Origin of the sequence: Streptomyces sp. NPDC102490, from assembly GCF_044765285.1 — a bacterium.
Taxonomy (GTDB): Bacteria; Actinomycetota; Actinomycetes; order Streptomycetales; family Streptomycetaceae; genus Streptomyces.
The window spans coordinates 378856-397538 of the sequence record NZ_JBIWJU010000008.1; the positions used below are offsets into that span (position 1 = coordinate 378856).

20 protein-coding genes and 1 pseudogene are annotated in these 18683 nt (G+C 73.5%); 5 read left to right on the top strand and 16 right to left on the bottom strand.

The features are described from left to right. Positions 1–10 precede the first annotated feature (10 nt). The 4 genes from ACIRGB_RS20875 to ACIRGB_RS20890 form a co-directional block, all read right to left on the bottom strand. The gene (locus ACIRGB_RS20875; protein WP_403866942.1) at positions 11–3007 is read right to left on the bottom strand and encodes an AAA family ATPase; all 2997 of its coding nucleotides are present in this window, start codon (positions 3005–3007) and stop codon (positions 11–13) included. Then, the gene (locus ACIRGB_RS20880) at positions 3004–4167 is read right to left on the bottom strand and encodes an exonuclease SbcCD subunit D (RefSeq protein WP_403866944.1); all 1164 of its coding nucleotides are present in this window, start codon (positions 4165–4167) and stop codon (positions 3004–3006) included. Before ACIRGB_RS20880 ends, ACIRGB_RS20875 begins: the two co-directional genes overlap by 4 nt. 105 nt (positions 4168–4272) lie before the next feature. Next, positions 4273–4899: a YigZ family protein gene (locus ACIRGB_RS20885; protein WP_403866947.1), complete on the bottom strand. Its 627-nt coding sequence runs from the start codon at positions 4897–4899 to the stop codon at positions 4273–4275. A gap of 79 nt (positions 4900–4978) precedes the next feature. Beyond that, positions 4979–5707, bottom strand: a complete 729-nt coding sequence (locus tag ACIRGB_RS20890) for a hypothetical protein (RefSeq protein WP_403866950.1) — start codon at positions 5705–5707, stop codon at positions 4979–4981. Positions 5708–5856: 149 nt separating this feature from the next. Here ACIRGB_RS20890 and ACIRGB_RS20895 point away from each other — a divergent pair, with 149 nt between their 5' ends. Next, positions 5857–6264, top strand: coding sequence for a CoA-binding protein (locus ACIRGB_RS20895; RefSeq protein WP_403866953.1), 408 nt, complete (start codon positions 5857–5859; stop codon positions 6262–6264). A gap of 107 nt (positions 6265–6371) precedes the next feature. On the opposite strand, the gene ACIRGB_RS20900 is transcribed toward ACIRGB_RS20895, so the two are convergent. Beyond that, positions 6372–6731: an ArsR/SmtB family transcription factor gene (locus ACIRGB_RS20900; RefSeq protein ID WP_403866956.1), complete on the bottom strand. Its 360-nt coding sequence runs from the start codon at positions 6729–6731 to the stop codon at positions 6372–6374. An 84-nt stretch (positions 6732–6815) separates the two neighbouring features. Between ACIRGB_RS20900 and ACIRGB_RS20905 the strand changes: the two genes are divergently transcribed. Further along, positions 6816–7874 carry a cation diffusion facilitator family transporter gene (locus ACIRGB_RS20905; RefSeq protein WP_403866959.1) on the top strand — a complete coding sequence of 353 codons (1059 nt, stop codon included), beginning with the start codon at positions 6816–6818 and terminating at the stop codon, positions 7872–7874. Between the two features lie 10 nt (positions 7875–7884). Here the strand turns inward: ACIRGB_RS20905 and ACIRGB_RS20910 are convergent, their stop codons facing one another. The 3 genes from ACIRGB_RS20910 to ACIRGB_RS20920 all read right to left on the bottom strand — a co-directional run bounded on the left by ACIRGB_RS20910 (position 7885) and on the right by ACIRGB_RS20920 (position 10020). Next, a complete protein-coding gene (locus ACIRGB_RS20910) occupies positions 7885–8442 on the bottom strand; it encodes a YbaK/EbsC family protein (RefSeq protein WP_403866962.1) in 558 nt (185 codons plus the stop codon). A gap of 43 nt (positions 8443–8485) precedes the next feature. Further along, positions 8486–9058, bottom strand: coding sequence for a helix-turn-helix domain-containing protein (locus tag ACIRGB_RS20915; protein ID WP_403866965.1), 573 nt, complete (start codon positions 9056–9058; stop codon positions 8486–8488). Positions 9059–9213: 155 nt separating this feature from the next. Then, the gene (locus tag ACIRGB_RS20920; RefSeq protein ID WP_403866968.1) at positions 9214–10020 is read right to left on the bottom strand and encodes an acyltransferase; all 807 of its coding nucleotides are present in this window, start codon (positions 10018–10020) and stop codon (positions 9214–9216) included. Positions 10021–10127: 107 nt separating this feature from the next. Here ACIRGB_RS20920 and ACIRGB_RS20925 point away from each other — a divergent pair, with 107 nt between their 5' ends. Further along, positions 10128–10655 (top strand): gamma carbonic anhydrase family protein, encoded by a 528-nt coding sequence (locus ACIRGB_RS20925; RefSeq protein WP_403866971.1) that lies wholly within the window; start codon positions 10128–10130, stop codon positions 10653–10655. A gap of 57 nt (positions 10656–10712) precedes the next feature. On the opposite strand, the gene ACIRGB_RS20930 is transcribed toward ACIRGB_RS20925, so the two are convergent. Next, entirely contained in the window at positions 10713–11348 is a 636-nt protein-coding gene (locus ACIRGB_RS20930) for a DedA family protein (protein ID WP_403866974.1), read from the bottom strand. An 81-nt stretch (positions 11349–11429) separates the two neighbouring features. After that, a complete protein-coding gene (locus tag ACIRGB_RS20935) occupies positions 11430–11867 on the bottom strand; it encodes a DUF4442 domain-containing protein (RefSeq protein WP_403867187.1) in 438 nt (145 codons plus the stop codon). An 84-nt stretch (positions 11868–11951) separates the two neighbouring features. Between ACIRGB_RS20935 and ACIRGB_RS20940 the strand changes: the two genes are divergently transcribed. Next, the gene (locus ACIRGB_RS20940; RefSeq protein ID WP_403867190.1) at positions 11952–12911 is read left to right on the top strand and encodes a hypothetical protein; all 960 of its coding nucleotides are present in this window, start codon (positions 11952–11954) and stop codon (positions 12909–12911) included. A gap of 76 nt (positions 12912–12987) precedes the next feature. Continuing rightward, complete coding sequence (locus ACIRGB_RS20945; protein ID WP_403866977.1) at positions 12988–14010, top strand: hypothetical protein; 1023 nt, start codon at positions 12988–12990, stop codon at positions 14008–14010. A 40-nt stretch (positions 14011–14050) separates the two neighbouring features. Here the strand turns inward: ACIRGB_RS20945 and ACIRGB_RS20950 are convergent, their stop codons facing one another. The 6 genes and pseudogenes from ACIRGB_RS20950 to ACIRGB_RS20975 all read right to left on the bottom strand — a co-directional run bounded on the left by ACIRGB_RS20950 (position 14051) and on the right by ACIRGB_RS20975 (position 18370). Beyond that, positions 14051–14896 (bottom strand): spermidine synthase, encoded by an 846-nt coding sequence (locus ACIRGB_RS20950; RefSeq protein ID WP_403866980.1) that lies wholly within the window; start codon positions 14894–14896, stop codon positions 14051–14053. A 31-nt stretch (positions 14897–14927) separates the two neighbouring features. Continuing rightward, positions 14928–15860 (bottom strand): annotated as a pseudogene (locus ACIRGB_RS20955) (GTP-binding protein); the annotation flags it as partial. 320 nt (positions 15861–16180) lie between these two features. Then, positions 16181–16444 carry a hypothetical protein gene (locus tag ACIRGB_RS20960; protein ID WP_403866982.1) on the bottom strand — a complete coding sequence of 88 codons (264 nt, stop codon included), beginning with the start codon at positions 16442–16444 and terminating at the stop codon, positions 16181–16183. A gap of 304 nt (positions 16445–16748) precedes the next feature. Next, on the bottom strand, positions 16749–17600 hold the full coding sequence (locus ACIRGB_RS20965; protein ID WP_403866985.1) for a helix-turn-helix domain-containing protein: 852 nt from the start codon (positions 17598–17600) through the stop codon (positions 16749–16751). 13 nt (positions 17601–17613) lie between these two features. Further along, positions 17614–18138, bottom strand: a complete 525-nt coding sequence (locus ACIRGB_RS20970) for a DUF6879 family protein (protein WP_403866988.1) — start codon at positions 18136–18138, stop codon at positions 17614–17616. Then, on the bottom strand, positions 18110–18370 hold the full coding sequence (locus tag ACIRGB_RS20975; protein WP_403866991.1) for a hypothetical protein: 261 nt from the start codon (positions 18368–18370) through the stop codon (positions 18110–18112). The genes ACIRGB_RS20970 and ACIRGB_RS20975 overlap by 29 nt, the downstream gene beginning before the upstream one ends. Positions 18371–18683 lie beyond the last annotated feature (313 nt).

Sequence of the window (18683 nt, forward strand, 5' to 3'; positions counted from 1 at the left end):
GGAACGGCGCTCAGCCGGCGCCCCGCTGCCGCAGGACCGAACCCGACCGCCCCTTCACGACCTCCAGTTGGGCGTGGATGCGGCGGCGCAGGTCGGCGACGTGGCTGACGATGCCGACGCTGCGGTCCCGCTCGCGCAGTGCGTCCAGGACGTCGAGGACCTCGTCGAGGGTCTGGTCGTCGAGGCTGCCGAAGCCCTCGTCGATGAAGAGGGTGTCCAGGCGGACGCCGCCCGCCTCGTCGGTGACGACGTCGGCGAGGCCGAGCGCGAGGGCGAGGGACGCGAAGAACGTCTCGCCGCCGGACAGCGTGGCCGTGTCGCGCTCGCGGCCGGTCCAGGCGTCGACGACGTGCAGGCCCAGGCCGCTGCGGCCGCGGCCGGTGCGGTCGTCGGAGTGGACGAGGGTGTAGCGGCCGGAGGACATCCGCAGCAGGCGCGCGGTGGCCGCGGCGGCGACCTGTTCGAGACGGGCGGCCAGTACGTACGACTCCAGGCGCATCCGGCGTTCGTTGTCCGCCGAGGTGCCCGCGGCGAGGGAGGCGAGGCGGGCGACCCGGGTGTGCTCCTCACGCAGCGGGGCGAGCCGGCGCACGGACGCGGTGGCGTGCGCGGACAGCCGGTCCAGCTCGGCGCAGCACCGGGCGGCGGCGTCGCGGGCCGAGGACGCCTCGCGCAGGCGCCGGTCCGCGTCGGCCGCCGCCTGTTCCCGGGCGGCGAGGTCGGCGGGCGGTCGCCGGGCCGCGTCGGCGGTGTCGGCCTCGGCGAGGACCGCGCGGACGGCGGCGTCCTCCGACTGCCAGGCGTCGAGCTGTCGTTGCAGCTCGCGGTGGGCGGTGTCGTCGAGGAGGGCGGCGGCCGCGTCCGCCGGGGTGCCGAAACCGGCCCGGAAGGCGGCGTCGGCGAGCCGGGCGTCGGCGTCCTTGAGCCGCTGGGCGGTGTCCTCGGCGACGCGGGCGGTGTCGGCCGCCTCCGTGAGCAGCGCCGCCCGTCGTTCCAGCTGCGCGGCCCGCGCGCCCACGCTCTCGGCGCTGCCCCGGGCCCGCGTCAACTCCTCTTCCAGCGACGTCTGTTCGCGCTCCAGCCGCTCCCGGCCCGCGACCCGGGAGGCGGACCGGACGGCGGCCTGCTGCTGGGCGGCGACGCGCTGTTCGCGTTCGCCTTCGGCCCGCCGCAGCTCCTCCTGCGCGGCGTGCAGGCCGGAGGCGGTCGCCCGCGCCCGCGCGTACGCGGCCTCCAGTTCCTCGGCCTCCTCGGCCAGCCGGGCGGTGGGCGTCTCCCCGGCTTCCGCCGTGGCGGCGGCGAGCGCCTCCCGTACGGTGCCCAGGTGCCGCTCGGCCCGCGTGCGCCGCTCGTCGGCGGCCTGGTAGGCGGCGAGGGCGCGCTCCTCCGCGTCGCGGTCGACGTGCCCGGCGGTCTTGCGGGCGGGGGCGGGGTGTTCGGTGGCGCCGCACACCGCGCACGGTGTGCCGTCGGTGAGGTGCGCGGCGAGTTCGGCGGCGATGCCGTGCAGCCGCTGTTCCTTGAGGTCCAGCCAGTGGGCGCGGGCCTCGGCGGCGTCCTCCGCCGCGGCGAGCACCCGCCGCCGCGCCTCTTCGGTGTCGTCGGTGAGCCGGTCCCGCTGCCGGGCGGCCTCCAGTCTGCGCCGCGCCGGATCGCGCTGTACGGCGAGCTGTTCGGCGCGGGTGGCGGCCTCCTGCGCGGAGTCGACGCGGCCCTGGAGTCGGGTGCGGGTGGCGTCCCAGTCGGCGAGCCAGGTCTCCGCCTCCTGGCGGACCTCCTCGTCGGCGCGCTCCTGGCGGTCGAGGCCGTCCCGCTCCTCGGTCAGTTCGGCGAGGCGTCGTTCGGCGCGCCTGGCCGACTCGAGGCCGCCCAGTTCCTCGGCGGCCCGGCGGGCGGCGGCGGCGAGTCCGGTGGCGCCCGCGTCGGCGAGGGCCTGCGGCAGCCGGGCACGGGCGCGCGCCTCCGCGTCCGCCGCCCTCCGGTGCTCGCCGTCGGCGGCGTCCCGCAGCTCCAGGGCGGGGGCCACCGCCTCGGCCTTGCGGCCCCGTTCCATGCGCTCCTGCGCGGCACGGTGCGCGTCGGCCCGCTCCGCCAGCCGTGCGGCCCGCTCCCGTGCCTCGGCGAACCGGCTTTGCAGCCGGTGGAGTTCGCGGGCGTCGGTCAGGTCGCGTCCGGCCGCGGCCTGGGCGGACTCGGCGGCCGCGAGCCGGCCGTCGGCGATGGCGAGCCGCTCGCGGGCGGTGCCGCGGGCGACGGCGGCGGCGGCGAGGACCGCCTCGGCCAGTCCCGGTTCGCCCGGGGCCAGTTCCGGCAGCTCCATGGCGTCACCGGCGGCCTGCTGCATCCGGTGCGCGTCGGCCAGCAGGGTGGCGTCGCCCTCGCGGACCCGGGCCTCGGTGGTGCGGCGCCGTTCGGCGAGGCGCTTCTCCACCTCGGCGAACCGCCGAGTGTCGAAGAGCCGGCCGAGGAGCTTGCCGCGCGCTTCGGCGTCGGCGCGCAGGAAGCGGGCGAAGTCGCCCTGGGGCAGCAGCACGACCTGGCAGAACTGCTCGCGGCTCATGCCGAGCAGTTGGGTGATCTCCTCGCCGATCTCCTGGTGGGAGCGGCTGAGGTCCTTCCAGGCGCGGGTCGTCGCGTCGTACTCGCGCAGCCAGGTCTGCGCCTTGTCGACGGTGGTGCCCTTGCCGCGGAGCTTCGGCCGTTCCCAGGGCGGCTGCCGGGTGATCTCCAGCCGGCGCCCCGCGACGGTCAGTTCCAGGCGCACCTCGGTGCGGGTGCCGGCGGCCGCGTGGTCGCTGCGCAGCGTGATGCCCTGGCCGCTGCCCTGCCGGGCGCCCGGCACCGAGCCGTACAGGGCGTAGCAGACGGCGTCGAGGACGGAGGTCTTGCCGGCGCCGGTGGGGCCGTGCAGCAGGAACAGCCCGGCGGCCGACAGGTCGTCGAAGTCGACGCTCTGCGCGGCGCCGAAGGGCCCGAAGGCGGTGAGGTCCAGCCGGTGCAGTCTCACCGGGCCACCTCCCGCACGGTCTCGTCGGCGCGCACGGCGTCGAAGGCGTCCCGCAGCACGTCCTGCTCGTGGTCGTCGGGCCCGGCGCCGCGCACATGGGTCACGAAGTCCTCCGCGATCTGCTGGTCGCTGCGGTCGGCGAGGCGCCGGGCGTAGGACACGCCGGGCTCGTCGGGGGCGCGCTCGGGGTCGAAGACGAGGCTCAGCGTGTGCGGGAACCGCTCCGTGAGCCGGGCCATGGGCTCGTCCGGACGGACCGGGTCGGTGAGGGTCGCCTCCACCCACGCCTCTTCGTACGGGGTCAGCTCCGGGTCGGCGAGCAGGTCGGCCAGCCTGCCGCGCAGCCGGGCCAGCGCGCGCGGCACCGGGCAGTCGAGGCGCTCGGCGGTGACCGACCCGTCGGCGTCGAGATCGACGAGCCACATGCTCTTGCGGTGCCGGTACTCGGAGAAGGAGTACGGCAGCGGGGAGCCGGAGTAGCGGACGCGCTCGGTGAGCGTCTGGCAGCCGTGCAGGTGCCCCAGCGCCACGTAGTCCACGCCGTCGAAGACGCCGGAGGGCACGGCGGCGACCCCGCCGACGGTGATGTCCCGCTCGCTGTCGCTCTGCTCGCCGCCGGTGACGAAGGCGTGCGCGAGGACGACGGAACGGGTGCCCGGCGCGCGCGTGGCGAGGTCGGCGCGGACCCGGTCCATGGCGGCGGCGAGCACGGCCTCGTGCCCCGCCTTCGCCACGCCGAACTCGGTCTTCACCAGAGCCGGTTCGAGATACGGCAGCCCGTAGAAGGCCACGTCCCCGTGGGCGTCGCTCAGCACCACCGGGGTGCCGCAGCCCGCCGGGTCGGTGCGCAGGTGGATGCCGGCCCGGTCGATGAGCCCGGCGCCGACCCCGAGCCGGCGGGCCGAGTCGTGGTTGCCGGAGATCATCACCGTGGGCACGCCGAGGTCGGCGAGGCGGTGCAGTGCGTCGTCGAACAGCTCGACGGCGGCGAGCGGGGGCACCGCGCGGTCGTACACGTCTCCCGACACGACCACGGCGTCGACGGCGTGCTCGCGCACGGTCTCGACCAGGTGGCCGATGAACCCGGCCTGGGCGCCGAGCATGTTCACCCGGTGGAACGCCCGGCCGAGGTGCCAGTCGGAAGTGTGCAGCAGTCGCATGATCCCCGAGACTAACGGGAGGGTCCGACAGCCCGGGCGGTAACTCCCGTTTCGCCCCTCACCCGCGTTCCACTAACCCCTGTTGTGCCCTGGTTGTCCGTCTTGTCATGCGTCGCCGTAGGCCTCTCCGCCCAGTGCGAACCCGGCCGAGCCCGCGGTGGCGTCGGCGAGCCAGGAGCGGAAGGTGTCCACGTCGGCCTCCGGCAGACCGACCTCGATGGTGACGGCCTCGCCGTACCGCACCTCGCGCACCGCGCGGCCGGCGGTGCGCAGGTCGTTCTGGAGCTTCCCGGCCCGCTGGTGGTCGACGGTCACCGTGGCCAGGCGGAACCGCCGCCGGGTGAGGGTGCCCAGGTCGTCCAGGGCCTCGCCGACCGCGCCGCCGTAGGCGCGGATGAGGCCGCCCGCGCCGAGCTTGACGCCGCCGTAGTAACGGGTGACGACGGCGACGACGTACCGCATGTCGCGGCGCAGCAGCATCTGGAGCATCGGGACACCCGCGGTGCCGCCCGGCTCGCCGTCGTCGCTCGCCTTCTGGACGGCGGCGTCGGCACCGATGACGTACGCCCAGCAGTTGTGGCTGGCGTCCGCGTGCTCCTTGCGCACGCCCGCGATGAACGCCTGGGCGTCCTGCTCGGTGGCGGCCGGGGCGAGGGCGCACAGGAAGCGCGAACGGTTGATCTCGGTCTCGTGCACCCCCGCGCGGGCGACCGTGCGGTACTCGTCCTGCATCCGGCCAGCCTATGCGTTCGCCCGGCGGCGCCCCTCGGCGCCGTCGTCGCGGCCGGTGACGGTGTGCGCGGTCACTCGGTCACTGGGGAGAGCCGACGTCCCGGGTGAGCTGGAGGCCGAGGAACCGGTCGGCGTAGGCGCAGATCTCGAACCGGGCCCCGTCCGGAAGGTCCGGGTCGGTCTCCACCCGGCGCAGGACGCGCAGCACTCCCGGGGCGTCCAGGTCGTCCTCCCAGGCGGCCCGCAGCCGGTCGCGCACGTCGCCCGGTACGGGACGCGAGGGGTGCCGGGCCCAGTCGGCGACCGCGCGGCGCAGGCGGGCGAGGGTGTCCCGGGCCTCGTCCAGCGCGGCCGGGTCGAGCTCCACGCGCGCGTGGCGGGGCCGTGCCAGCAGGGCGAGGCGCACGGCGTCGGGGTCGGCCAGGTCGGGGTCGGCCGGGTGCACGGGGGCGACGGCGACCGTGGTCGCGTCGGGGACGTCACCGTCCCCGCCCTCGCCCTCGGCCGCCCCTTCAGCCACGACGCGGACGCCCTGCCCGTGTCCGGCGGCGGCGCCGTCCTCGAAGGGCCGGATGCCGAGGGCGGCGGCGTCCGCGCGCAGCCGGTCCCGCTGCGCGGCGCCGGTCAGCACCGTCCACACGGGCGCCCCGTCGAGTTCGAGGGCCCGCGCCAGGAGGTCCGCGACCAGCAGGACGCGCAGGGCGGTGGCGTCGCGCTCCGGCACGTGCGCCACGACCCGGGTCGGGGCCCGGCGGGCGGGGGCGGCGGGGACGGGTTCGCCGGTACGGGCGTCGATGATGCGCAGCACGAGGCGAGCGTAGGCGGGACGGCGCGGCGGCGCACCGGGGCGCGCTCGCCGCGTCCCGCCCGGCGCACGGGAATCCCGGCAGGCCGCCGTCCGTTGTCCGGACCGGTGGCCCGATCCGCGGGCCGCCGGGAAGCACGAGGAGGCCGCCGGTGTACGGCGACGAGGCAACCGTCCGCAAGATCCTCACCGAGCTGGGCGACACCTGGGCCGTGGTGGGCCTGTCGAACAACCGGCAGCGCGCGGCGTACGGCGTCGCCGAGGTGTTGCAGCGCTTCGGCAAGCGGGTCGTGCCGGTGCACCCCAAGGCGGAGACGGTGCACGGAGAGCGGGGGTACGCCTCGCTCGCGGACGTCCCGTTCGACGTGGACGTCGTCGATGTCTTCGTCAACAGCGACCTGGCCGGGCCGGTCGCCGACGAGGCGGTCGCCAAGGGCGCCCGGGCGGTCTGGTTCCAGCTCGGCGTGGTCGACGAGGCGGCGTACGAACGGACCCGGGCCGCGGGCCTGGAGATGGTGATGGACCGCTGCCCCGCGATCGAGATCCCGCGGCTGGGCTGACCGCACCGCCTCTTCGGCTCACCGGTCGCGGCGACCGAGTCCGCCGAGCGGTCCCTCGGCGTACGGACCACCGGCCGAGGGCCTGGCCGGCCGGGACGGCGGGTCGCTCAGTCGTGCAGCGGCCGGTCGCCGAGCCGGTGGTCGGCCACGTTCAGCGCCTCGTCGACCAGGCGGCGCAGATGCCCGTCGCGCAGTGCGTACACGACCCGGCGCCCCTCCTTGCGGGTGCCGACCAGCCCCGCCAGGCGCAGGCGGGCCAGATGCTGGCTGACCGCAGGACGGGCCGCCCCGCAGGACTCGGTGAGGGTGGTGACGTCGGCCTCGCCTTCGGTCAGGGCGTGCAGCAGGGTCAGGCGGGTGCGGTCGCCGAGCAGGGCGAGGATCTCGGCGGCGAGCGCGAACTGCTCCTCGCCCGGTGTGCGCGGGTGCGCATCGTCCGCAGATGACAGGTGCATGCGTGCGCTCATACGCACATAATGGCGTCGTGGGCGGCGAACGTCCACCCACCGCACCGGCGCCCACCGAACGCCGGGACACCGGAAGGGGCACCCATGAGCGACCCGCACCGGCACCACCGGGACGGGCATCACCACGCCCACCCCGGCCCCTCCCCCTCCGCCGCGCGGTGGCGCCGGTGCGCGCACCGCCTCGCACACCGCCTCACCCCCCACTCCCACGAGAGCGCCGACAAGCTCGACCCGGCCCTGGAGTCCTCGGCCCGCGGCCTGCGCGCCCTGTGGGTGTCGCTGGCGGTGCTGGGCGCGACGGCGCTGGCGCAGGCGGCCGTGGTGGCGGTCTCCGGATCGGTGGCGCTGCTCGGCGACACGGTGCACAACACCGCGGACGCGCTGACCGCCGTCCCCCTGGGCATCGCGTTCGTCCTGGGCCGGCGCGCGGCCACCCGGCGCTTCACGTACGGCTACGGGCGGGCGGAGGACCTGGCCGGTGTCGTGATCGTCCTGACGATCACCGCCTCCGCGGTGTTCGCGGCGTGGACGGCGGTGGACCGGCTGCTCGACCCGCGCCCGGTCACGCACGTGCCGGCGGTCGCCGTGGCCGCCCTGGTCGGCTTCGCGGGCAACGAGTGGGTGGCCCGCCACCGCATCCGCGTGGGCCGGGAGATCGGCTCCGCCGCGCTGGTCGCGGACGGCCTGCACGCCCGCACCGACGGCTACACCTCGCTGGCGGTGCTGCTGGGTGCGGGGGGCGCGGCGCTCGGCTGGCAACGCGCCGACCCGGTCGTGGGGTTGGCGATCACGGCCGCGATCGTCCTGGTCCTGCGGGACGCGGCGCGCGAGGTGTTCCGGCGGCTGATGGACGCGGTGGACCCGGCGCTGGTGGACCGGGCGGAGCGGGTGCTGGACGGGGTCCCCGGCGTGCGCGGGGTAGGCGAGCTGCGGCTGCGCTGGATCGGGCACCGGCTGCGCGCCGAGGTCGCCCTGGTGGTGGACGGCGAGGCGACGGTCCGCGAGGCCCACCGCATCGCCGTGGCGGCCGAGCACGCCCTGCTGCACGCGGTGCCGCGGCTCACCGCCGCCCTGGTCCACGCGGACCCGGCGCCGTCCCCCGGCGAGGCGGACCCGCATCTGGCGATCGCCCACCACGCCTGAGCCCGACGGGTCAGGCGACGCCGAGCCCGTCCAGGACCTCGGCGCCGGGCAGCTCCGCGAAGGCCTTGCCCGGTACGAGCAGTTTGCCGCGCCGGCGTCCGCTGCCGACCAGGACGTAGGGCAGGTCGACGACGGCCGAGTCCACCAGCACGGGCCAGTCGCCGGGCAGGCCGACCGGCGTGATGCCGCCGTACTCCATGCCGGTCTCCCCGGTGGCCGTGTCCATCGGCGCGAAGGACGCCTTGCGCGCTCCGAGGTGACGGCGTACGACGCCGTTGACGTCGACCCGGGTGGTGGAGAGCACCACGCAGGCGGCCAGGGTCGTGCCGCCGCCCCGCTTGCCGGTGACCACCACGCAGTTGGCGGACTGTTCGAGCAGCTCACGGCCGTAGTGCTCGACGAAGGTGGCGGTGTCGGCCCACTCCGGTTCGGTGTCGACGTAGAGGATCTGGTCGGCCGGCACGGTGCCGCTCCAGTGGCGTACGGCGTCGGCGACCGGGCGGGGCAGTGCGTCGAGGCGTTCCGGGGCGGGCGTGGCGCTGTCGAAGGTCCCGATGGGTGCGTGCATGGCGGCACGCTAACAACTGCCGGGAACAAGGAGAACGGCCGTCTCAGCGGACGGGCGGCACCGAGACCGCCATGATCATCTCCATCGGCGCGTCGCCGTCGTTGCCGTACGTGTGCGGGGTGTCGGACGCGAAGGAGGCGCTCGCGCCGGCCGGCACCCGGTGGGTCATCCCGTCGACGGTGAGGGCGAGTTCGCCCGACGTGACGTGCACCAGCTCGACCGTGCCGGTGGGGTGCGGATCGGAGAGGCTGTGCTCGCCCGGCATCAGCCGCCACTCCCACATCTCCAGCGGGCCGGGCGCCTCCATTCCGGCGAGGAGCCGGCTGAAGCTGCCCGCGTCGGTGTGCCAGAGGCGTACGGCCTGTTCGGCGGGGACGACGCGGACCGTGGGGCCCTGCTCCCGGTCGAGCAGGGTGGGGATGCTGACACCGAGGGCGTCGCCGATCTTCACGACGGTGCCGAGGCTGGGGTTGGTGCGCGCCTGCTCGATCTGGATGAGCATGCCGCGGCTGACCCCGGCGCGCGCCGCGAGCGCCTCCAGGGTGAAGCCGCGCTCGGTGCGCCAGCGCCTGACGTTGCGCGCCAGGGACTGGGTCAGCAGGTCGAGGTCCGCCACGTTCCGTTCCAGGGACTCGTACAGGTGCGTACTGGGATGTGCTTGACGTGGTGCGGCGGACTGCCCTGCGGTCTGCCGCACCCGGAGGTCCACCGCACTGTACTGCCCGGCGACCGGATCATAGCGCGCTCGGCCGTCGCCCCCGGGCCCTTGCGTCAGCCCTCCGCGGCCGGTTCGGCGAGCCTGCCCGGCGTCCGCTCCGGGTCCTCGTCCAGCGCTGCGAGACGGGCCACGGCCTCGTCGTCCAGCTTCGACAGCTCCCGCAGCTGCCCCGGCGTGACCCCGTCGGGAATCGGCACCGGGGCGGGGGTCCTGAGCGGCGGCTGCCAGCCCTCGGCGGGTGTCCAGCGCCGTACGACGCGGGCCGGGGCGCCCGCCACCACGGCGTGGTCGGGGACCGTGCCGCGGACCACGGCACCGGCGGCCACGACCGCGTTCCGCCCGATCCGCGCGCCGGGCAGGATCACCGCGCCGGTGCCGATCCAGCAGCCGGGGCCGATCTCCACCGGGTCCATCCGCGGCCACTGCTTGCCGATGGGCTGGTGCGGGTCGTCGTAGGAGTGGTTGGTGGAGGTGACGTAGACGTACGGGCCGAAGTAGCAGTCGCTGCCGATGGTGACGGTGGTGTCCGCGATGACGTGGCTGCCGCGGCCGAGGACGACCCCGTCGCCGATGCGCAGGATCGGCTCGGGGCCGAGGTCGAGGTCGGGCATGAGCCCGGCGGTCAGCGTGACCTGCTCGCCGATGACGCAGTGGGCGCCGACGTGGATCCAGGGCTCGCCGAAGACCGTGCCGAGCGGGAAGGCCAGCCGGGTGCCCGTGCCCAGCGCGCCGAAGCGGAACCGCCCGGGGTGTGCGGCGGTGACGGAACCGGTGCGCTGCACCCAGGCCCAGCCCGCGTGGACGGCCCGCTGCGCGAGGCGGCTCCGCCAGGACGAGAACGTGTTCTTGCGGTGGGGCACGCGCTCACGGTAGTCCGCGCGCGCCGGGCACGGGTCCGCACCGTGCTGTGATCTTCACCCCACCGGGTGGCGTACGGTGCCGTACAACACCCGAGCAGGAGGCGAAGATGACGCAGAAGGCGCTGATCACGGGCATCGGCGGCAAGGACCCGAAGGTGGACGCGGGGGCCTTCGTGGCGCCGACGGCCTCGGTCGTCGGGGACGTGACGCTGCACGCCGGGGCGAGCGTCTGGTACGGCGCGGTGCTGCGCGGCGACGTCGAGCGGATCTCCGTCGGCGCGAGCAGCAACGTCCAGGACAACTGCACGCTCCACGCCGACCCCGGCTTCCCCGTCACCGTCGGCGAGCGCGTCTCCATCGGGCACAACGCCGTGGTGCACGGCGCCACCGTCGAGGACGACTGCCTGATCGGCATGGGTGCCACGGTCCTCAACGGCGCGGTGATCGGCGCGGGTTCACTGGTCGCGGCCCAGGCGCTGGTCCCGCAGGGGATGCGGGTGCCGCCGGGGTCGCTGGTCGCGGGGGTGCCGGCGAAGGTGAAGCGGGAGCTGACGGAGGAGGAGCGTCAGGGGGTCACGCTGAACGGCACGATGTACGCGGCGCTGGCCGGGGAGCACGCTCAGCTCCCCGGGTGAGCAGGGGTACTGCGGACCGAAGGCCGGCCGCGGGCCCGGTGGTGGCCGCGGGGTGCCTCACTCCCCGGCGGTCGCAGGCTCGGGTTCCGGCTGGGTCCTGCTCGCCCGGCGCTTGACGATCAGCATCGAGGCGATGCCGATCAGGACCGCCACCACCAGGCCCAGCCAGGAGAAGCGCTTGAGCCAGTCCTCCGCGACGACGCCGACGTAGTAGATGACGGCGGTGGTGCCGCCCGCCCAGACGATGCCGCCGAGGACGTTGGCGATCAAAAACTTCCAGTACGGCATCCGCAGCACCCCGGCCAGCGGGCCCGCGAAGATCCGCAGCAGGGCGACGAAGCGGCCGAAGAACACGGCCCACATGCCCCACTTCTGGAAGGACCGCTCGGCGGTGGCGACGTGCCCCTCGCTGAAGTGCCTGGGGAACTTTCGGCCCAGCCAGGCCAGCAGGGGCCGGCCGCCCTTGCGGCCGATGGCGTAGCCGATGGAGTCGCCGATCACCGCGCCCGCGCTGGCGCAGGCGCCGAGGACCAGCGGATCGATCCCGCCGTGCTGCGACGACAGCAGGGCCGCCGACACCAGGATGATCTCGCCGGGCAACGGGATGCCCAGGCTCTCCAGACCGATGACCAGCGCGACGACGGCGTAGACGGCCGCCGCGGGCACCGTGTCGAGCCATTCCTGGACGTGCAACGCCCCATCCTCCGCTTCGCGTACCTGCTCCCGGTGCGCCTCCATCGAGGCGCACCGGGAAGCGTACCGGGTCGGCGGGGGTCAGCCGTTGGGGCGCAGGGTCCATATGACGGTCATCTCACCGGTGACGGCTCCGTCCTCGCGCTGGATGGCGACGCTCACCGGGAATTCGGGGCGGTTGCCGGCGTCGAGTTCGGCGACGACCTCGGCGGCGGGGCGGCCGAGTGTCGCGGTGGCGGTGACCGGGCCGAGGGCGATCTTCTTGAAGGCGATCTCCGCGGTGACCGGCAGCGGCACCGCCCGGGAGAGCTGGTCGCCGAAGGCGGCCAGCACGATCGCGCCGCTGGACGACTCGCCCAGCGTGAACATGGCTCCGGCGTGCGGTCCGCCGACGTGGTTGCGGTACTCGCTCTGGTCCGGGAGGGCCAGGACGGCCTTCTCCGGAGTGGTCTCCAGGTACTCGAGGTTCAGGGTCCGGACCATCGGCACCGTGGCGGCGAGCAACTCGCCGATCGACATCTGATCTGCGCTCATGACGGCAGGTTACCCGTGAGTAGCAACCAGGACCAGGCACCCGGGAAGATCGCCGTATGCTGGGCGCCCATGTGGCCAGGAGAGCAGTCGTCCGCCGGCGGGCCGGACCCGCGGCAGCCCAACCCGTACCGGCAGCCCGGCTACCAGCAGCAGCCGCCGTACGCGGGACAGCAGCAGCCCGCGCCCTGGAACGCGCCGACGGTCACCTCCGGCGGACCGGCGGGCCGGGGGCCCGGCAACGGCCGTACGAAGGTGGTCGCGATCGTCGCCGCCACGGCCGTGGTGGTCGCCGCCGCCGTGACCGGGGCCGTCCTCCTGGGCGGCGGCGCGGACGACGAGGCCCGGCCCGGCCCCGCCTCCTCCTCCGCGGCGGCCTCCTCCCCGGCCGCGTCCGCGGCCGACGACCCGCGCGGCGGTGACGACTCCCCGAAGCCCACCGTGGCGGGCTGGACCGTGGTGGCCAACCCCGACCACGGCATCGCCTTCGACGTACCGGCGTCCTGGGTACCGCAGTCGCGCGACTGGGTCACCTACGTCGCGGAGGACGACGACCCCGACGAGAAGCCGCTGGTCGCCATGAAGGCCCCCGCCGTGCTGAAGGAGAAGTGGTGCGGGTCGGACGGCGACCGGCACGGCTCGGTCGACCACACGCCCCTGGCCAGTGCGGGCACCCGCGGCAACAACGGCGCCCGGAGCACCGAGGAGATCGCCCGCACCGACTCCGCGGCCTGGGTCTACGGGGCCTTCACCCAGCCGGACCGGGACAAGGTCGCCACCGGACCGGTGACGTCGTTCACCACCGCCTCCGGCATCAAGGGCAGCGTGGCCACCTCCCGGTCGTCCGGGGTGGCGAAGAAGGACAAGTGCGACGTGAACGGCAAGGCGACCACCTTCGCCTTCGAGTCCGCCGACGGCGACTTCCTGTCGTGGTCGTTCTTCGGCGCGGCGGACGTGGCCGACGAGGTGCCCGACGCCACCGTCCGCGACATCCTCGCCACCGTCAGGGAGTACACCCCGTCGGAGTCCTGAGGTCCCCCGTTTCGGTACGTCCCTGACAAGGCCCGGTGACCGAATCGTGTCCTGGGCGGCATTAGGGTGACTGCTCATGTGGCCAGGACAGCAGCCGCCCGGGGGCGAGCAGAACCCGCAGAACAATCCGTACCAGCAGCCGGGGTACCAGCAGCCGAATCCCTATCAGCAGCCGGGCTATCAGCAGCAGCCCGGCGCGTACGGGCAGCAGCAGTGGAGCACGCCGCAGCCGCCCACCGTTCCGCAGCCCGCGACGGGCGGCGGTGGCGGTGGCGGCAACCGGACGAAGCTGGTCGCGATCATCGCGGCCCTCGCCGTGGTGGTGGCCGCGGGCGTCACCGGGTTCCTGGTGCTCGGCGGTGACAAGGACGACCAGGCGGACGACGGCAAGGACAAGAAGACCTCCGCGAGCCCGACCGTGGAGAAGTCCGAGTCCCCCACCGCCGACCCGAGCGCGTCCGGCTCCGACGACAACCCGCGCGGCGGCGAGGGGGCGAAGGCCACCGTCGACGGCTGGAAGGTGGTCGCCAACCCGCGCTTCGGCACCATCTTCGACGTGCCCGCGGACTGGGAGATCGAGAGCACCGACACCAGCGTCGGCTTCGAGTGGGAAGAGGACGGCAAGACCGACCGCACCACCGTCACCGCCCCGGCCTACCTCAAGTCCGAGTGGTGCACGACCGACGAGAACAAGGACGGCCGCAAGGAGAGCACCGCCCTCGCCACCGCCGGTACCCGCGGTGAGAGCGGCGCCAAGGACACGGACATGGCGGCCGAGACGCGGGTGCCGTGGTGGATCTACGGCGGCTACACCGAGCCGAACAAGAAGGCCGTGAAGTACGGCAAGCCGAAGCCCTACACGACCGCGTCCGGCATCAAGGGCAGCGTCATCACGGCGCACTCGGAGGGCGCGGCCAAGAAGGGCAAGTGCGACACCGAGGGCAAGGCGATCACCTTCGCGTTCAAGAACAGCGCGGGCGACTTCGTGACCTGGAACCTGTACGGCCCCAAGGGCGTCAAGGACGAGATCCCCGAGGCGACGATCCAGAAGATCCTCAGCACCGTGCGTCTCACCGAGGAACCGCCGACCGAGTCGTAGCCCACCCGCACCTCCCCGCACCACGGGGCTCGTACGCCGCTCAGCCGATGCCGAACGCCCCGGCGGGCGGCTCGGGCGACGGTACGGCGTCCGCGTCGCGCACCGGACGGGCGTCGCCGACGAAGTCCCGCAGGGCGGGCCCGTGCTCGACCCTGGCCGGGAAGGCGTCGGCGGCGGTGCGCCGGGCCAGGGCCGCGGTGTCCAGCGGCCGGTGCGCGGCGACCAGCACCGCGTTGCCGAAGCGGCGCCCGCGCAGCACGCCCGGTTCGGCGATCAGCGCCAGCTCCTGGAAGAAGGCCGCGTATCCGGCGAGCTGGCCGCGCAGGAAGCCGAACGGCGCCCCGTCGGCCAGGTTGGCGACGTACACGCCGTCGGCGCGCAGCACCCGGGCCGCCTCGCCCACGTAGCCGACGGAGGTCAGGTGCGCGGGCACCCGTGAGCCGCCGAAGACGTCGGCGACCAGCACGTCGGCAGAGTCCGCGGGCGCGGCCTCGAGCCAGGCGCGGGCATCGGCGCCGTGTGCGGTGACGCCCGCGTCCGGTGGCAGCGGAAGGTGCTCGGCGACCAGGTCGAGCAGCCCCCGGTCGGCCTCGACGACGTGCTGCCGTGAGCCGGGCCGGGTCGCGGCCACGTACCGGGGCAGGGTGAACGCGCCGCCGCCCAGGTGCAGGACGTCCAGCGCACGCCCCGGCTCGGCGACCGTGTCCAGGACGTGGCCGAGCCGGCGCGTGTACTCGAACTCCAGGTGCGCCGGCTCGTCCAGGTCGACGTACGACTGCGGCGCCCCGTCCACGGTGAGCAGCCAGGCCCGTTCCCGGTCGACGTCGGGCATGAGCTTGGCGGTGCCGAGGTCGGTGACGCGGCTGACGGGTATGGCTTCGTTCACCTGCCCATTGTGCCGGGGCCCCGCGGGGCGCCTACTCCACGGCGGTCACGGTCCCCGCCGCCACGGTCCGCCCGCCCTCGCGGACGGCGAAGCCGAGCCCCGTCTCCAGGGGCACGTCCCGTCCCAGCTCGACCGTCATGGTGACGGTGTCCCCGGGCCGGGCGACGGCCACCTCGCCGAGGTCCACGTCGCCGACCACGTCCGCGGTGCGGAGGTAGAACTGCGGCCGGTAGCCGGTGGTCAGCGGCGTGGAGCGCCCGCCCTCGCGCGTCGACAGCACGTGCACCCGCGCGGTGAAGCGGCGCGCGGGCACGACGCTGCCGGGCGCGGCGACCACGTGTCCCCGGCGCACGGTGTCGCGGGCGACTCCGCGCAGCAGCAGCGCCACGTTGTCCCCGGCCTGCGCCTCCCGCATCGGCTTGCCGAAGGTCTCCAGGCCGGGGACGACCGTCTCGGCACCCGCGCCGAGCACCTCGACCCGGTCGCCGACGCGGATCGTGCCGCGCTCGACGGCGCCGGTGACGACGGTGCCGCGGCCGGTGATGGTGAGCACGTTCTCCACCGGCAGCAGGAACGGCGCGTCCAGGTAGCGCTCGGGCAGGGGCACGTACGTGTCCACGGCGTCGAGCAGCGCCTCGACGGACGCCGTCCACCTGGGGTCGCCCTCCAGGGCCTTCAGCCCCGAGACCCGTACCACGGGCACGGCGTCGCCGCCGTAGCCGTGCGCGCTGAGCAGTTCGCGGACCTCCAGCTCGACCAGGTCGGTCAGCACCGCGTCCTCGCCGTCCGCGACGGCGTCGGCCTTGTTGAGCGCGACCACGATGTGGTCGACGCCCACCTGCCGGGCGAGCAGCACGTGTTCGGCGGTCTGCGGCATGATCCCGTCCAGCGCCGAGACGACGAGGACAGCCCCGTCGAGCTGGGCGGCGCCGGTGACCATGTTCTTGACGTACGTGGTCGTTCCACCCTATCATAAGCATATCAGCGCAGGTCAAACACGCGAAAGCCCCGCTCACCTTCTCTCAGCCAAGGAAGGTGAGCGGGGCTTCTGACCGCCCGGACCCCTGATCATCGCAGGGGTGTCGGCGCCGGACGGGCCCTCATCCCGTAAGGGGGTCCGGGATGAGGAGGCGGACCTCCTCCCCGGCGGTGAGGTAGCCGCACGAGGAGGAGGCCCTTCGGACGCAACAGGGGCATGGGGAGACGACCGACCTCACCAGTCTCTACCCAGCCTCACCGTCACGCCCTCCGCGAGCCAGGCGCACGGGCGCCCGGTCCGCGGGTCTATGGAGCGGCGGGGAACAGTCCCGTCGGGAACCCTGCGGGTCCCGGCTGGTCGGCCGTCACGCTGAAGTTCACGATGCGCGTCGTCCGGAAGCGCGTGTGCCAGGGCTTCTCCGCCGTGTGCCTTTTCGCCCACTCGACGGGGTCGTCTCCAGGACGCACAGGGACCATGTCGACGCACCCGACGCATTCGACGTAGTAGCCGGCCCAGACGTCGTCCAGTTCCTCGTTCGAGGAGACCTCAGGGAAGGGGTTCGGGGTCACGGCTTCCTCCCCTTGTGCGGGTGGCGACCGATCTCAACGAGAACGTCAGTCGCTTTGGACGGGTCGTATTCGGGACTGCTCAGGTCGTTGTACTTCGCGTACTGATCCGCCAGCGCCCCGCATACGTCGCACCCTGATGCCGGTTTCGGACTGCCCCACTCCAGCGGGTCACCTAAGCAGATCGGCTCCTGAAGCGTTCGCTCGTACGCCATTCCCCCACCTCCTGACTCGTCGCTTCGATGTCTCGAAGCTAGGGGCGCGCGGGAGGGACGTTCCACGAAGTTCTACGAGGTTCTACGCAAGTTCAGTCGAGAGCATCAATCGCGCCTGAGATCAGTGACCGTGCGGCCGATCCGTACACCGCTAGGGACGCCATCTCCTCGAAGGCGTGGGCATATTGCGCGATCTCTCCCGGCGTCGTCACGGTCACTGCTGCCGTCAGTAGCTCGACGTGAACGCGCTCTTCGTCGAACACGGTGAACGTCTCCAGGGTCCACATGTCCCGCGGGTGCCCTGTGGGGACGACGCCGACGGACACGGCTGGCAGTGCCATGACGGAGAGGAGGTAACCCAGTTGGCCGGCCATCACGGCAGCGTCACCGACGACATGGCGGAGGACACTCTCCTCCAGGAGGATGGCGAACCGGTGGTTGCCCTCACGGATGATGTGGGACCGCTCGACGCGCGCCGCTGCTGCCTCGTCGACGTCGTCAGGCGTTCCATGGACGCGGGCAATACTCCCCAGGAGCGCGGCTGCGTATTCGTAGGTCTGAAGGAACCCCGGGATCACGGTTGAGCTGTAGACGCGGAACTGACGCGTTCGCTCGTAGAGCGGGATGCGCGACTCCTGTAGCCGTCGGAGTCCCGTGCGCTGTACACGGCGCCACTCCAGATACATGGAGTCGGCTGTCCGGTTGGCGGCAAGGAGATCCGGGATCTTGTCCTCTGCGCCACAGGCGGCACACCAAGCGCGGATGTCGTCATCTGACGGAGGCGTCGTAGCGCTTTGGAGGCGGGAGACCTTCGACGGCTGCCACCCTGCGCGGGTGGCGACGTCCCTACCCGTCAAACCGGCGTCGCGCCGGATCTCCCGGAGCTGATCCGCAATGGCGCGACGTGCGGCGTCAAGTGCCGTGGACGGGTAGGGACTCTGCATCAGTGTGCGTCGCTCAGATCCGGTATTCCTGGTGCGGGATGGCGCGCTCCCAGATGGCTTCGAACGCTTCCGCGTGGCGCTTCACGACATCGGCCGCGTCCTCCAGGACGTCAGCGACAAACCGTCCGTCGCCTCCGAAGAGACTGAAGCGGATGAGCCGGTCATCGAAGATCCACAGATCGTTGCCCGGGAGGAGCAAGTCCGACGCCAGGCGACGAGGAAGCCACCGGACCTCTTCGCCAGCCGTCAGGTTCTGCGGCGTGCACGAGTGCTCATAACGGATGTACTCGCTTGCAGGTTCCGACACGACACGCGCCCGACGGACGGTCACGCCGCGAGCGACAGCGTCCGCCACGGACTGATGGAACCCGTTCCACCACGACGAGCGGTCCGCGTGGTCATACTCCCAACCGTCCCGCCATGCCGCAAAGTCGGCGTCCTCCTCCGCAACTCCGTAGACGTCACGGGTTTCCAGGTGAACCGCGGAACGGCTACAGCCGGCGAGCAGCTCAGCGAACGGCGGTACCGTCTGCGGCATTGAGCGCCTCCCTGATCTGCTCAGCCATGCGGAGAGGCAGCCGGACGACTGCCTCCGTGTCGGGGATGGACCCCGTTGCAAGGCATTCTGCCTGGAGAGCGTCGTCCGCCCTCCAGCCCTGGAACACGATTTCCCCCTTGTCCTCGTCGAGCCACACCGTAGGGCAGTGGTCGCCGTTGGTCTCAGGGTCCTTGCCGAACGAGCGTAGAGCCATGGTGTCCTCCGTCGTCACGCGGATTGCGCAATGTTCTACGACCATCACGCCGACGGGGGCGGGCGTCAAGGGTGCCTAGACCGGGAACCCAAGTGCCCTTAGGCGCTGCCGCCACTGCTTGCCGGCGTCGGGGGTGCAGTACAGCCGCACGCGTCCCGGACCTTCCACCTGGGGCACTTCCTCCCCGCAGTGCGGGCACGTCACGGTGTGGCTCTTGGCCGGCTGTCCGAGCACGGTTCCTCCTGAAGTCTGTGGCCCACCGACCCTGTCGGTCGGTGGGCATGAAAAAGGCCCGTCCCATGGCGGGACGGGCCTGCGGTGTGCGTGGCGT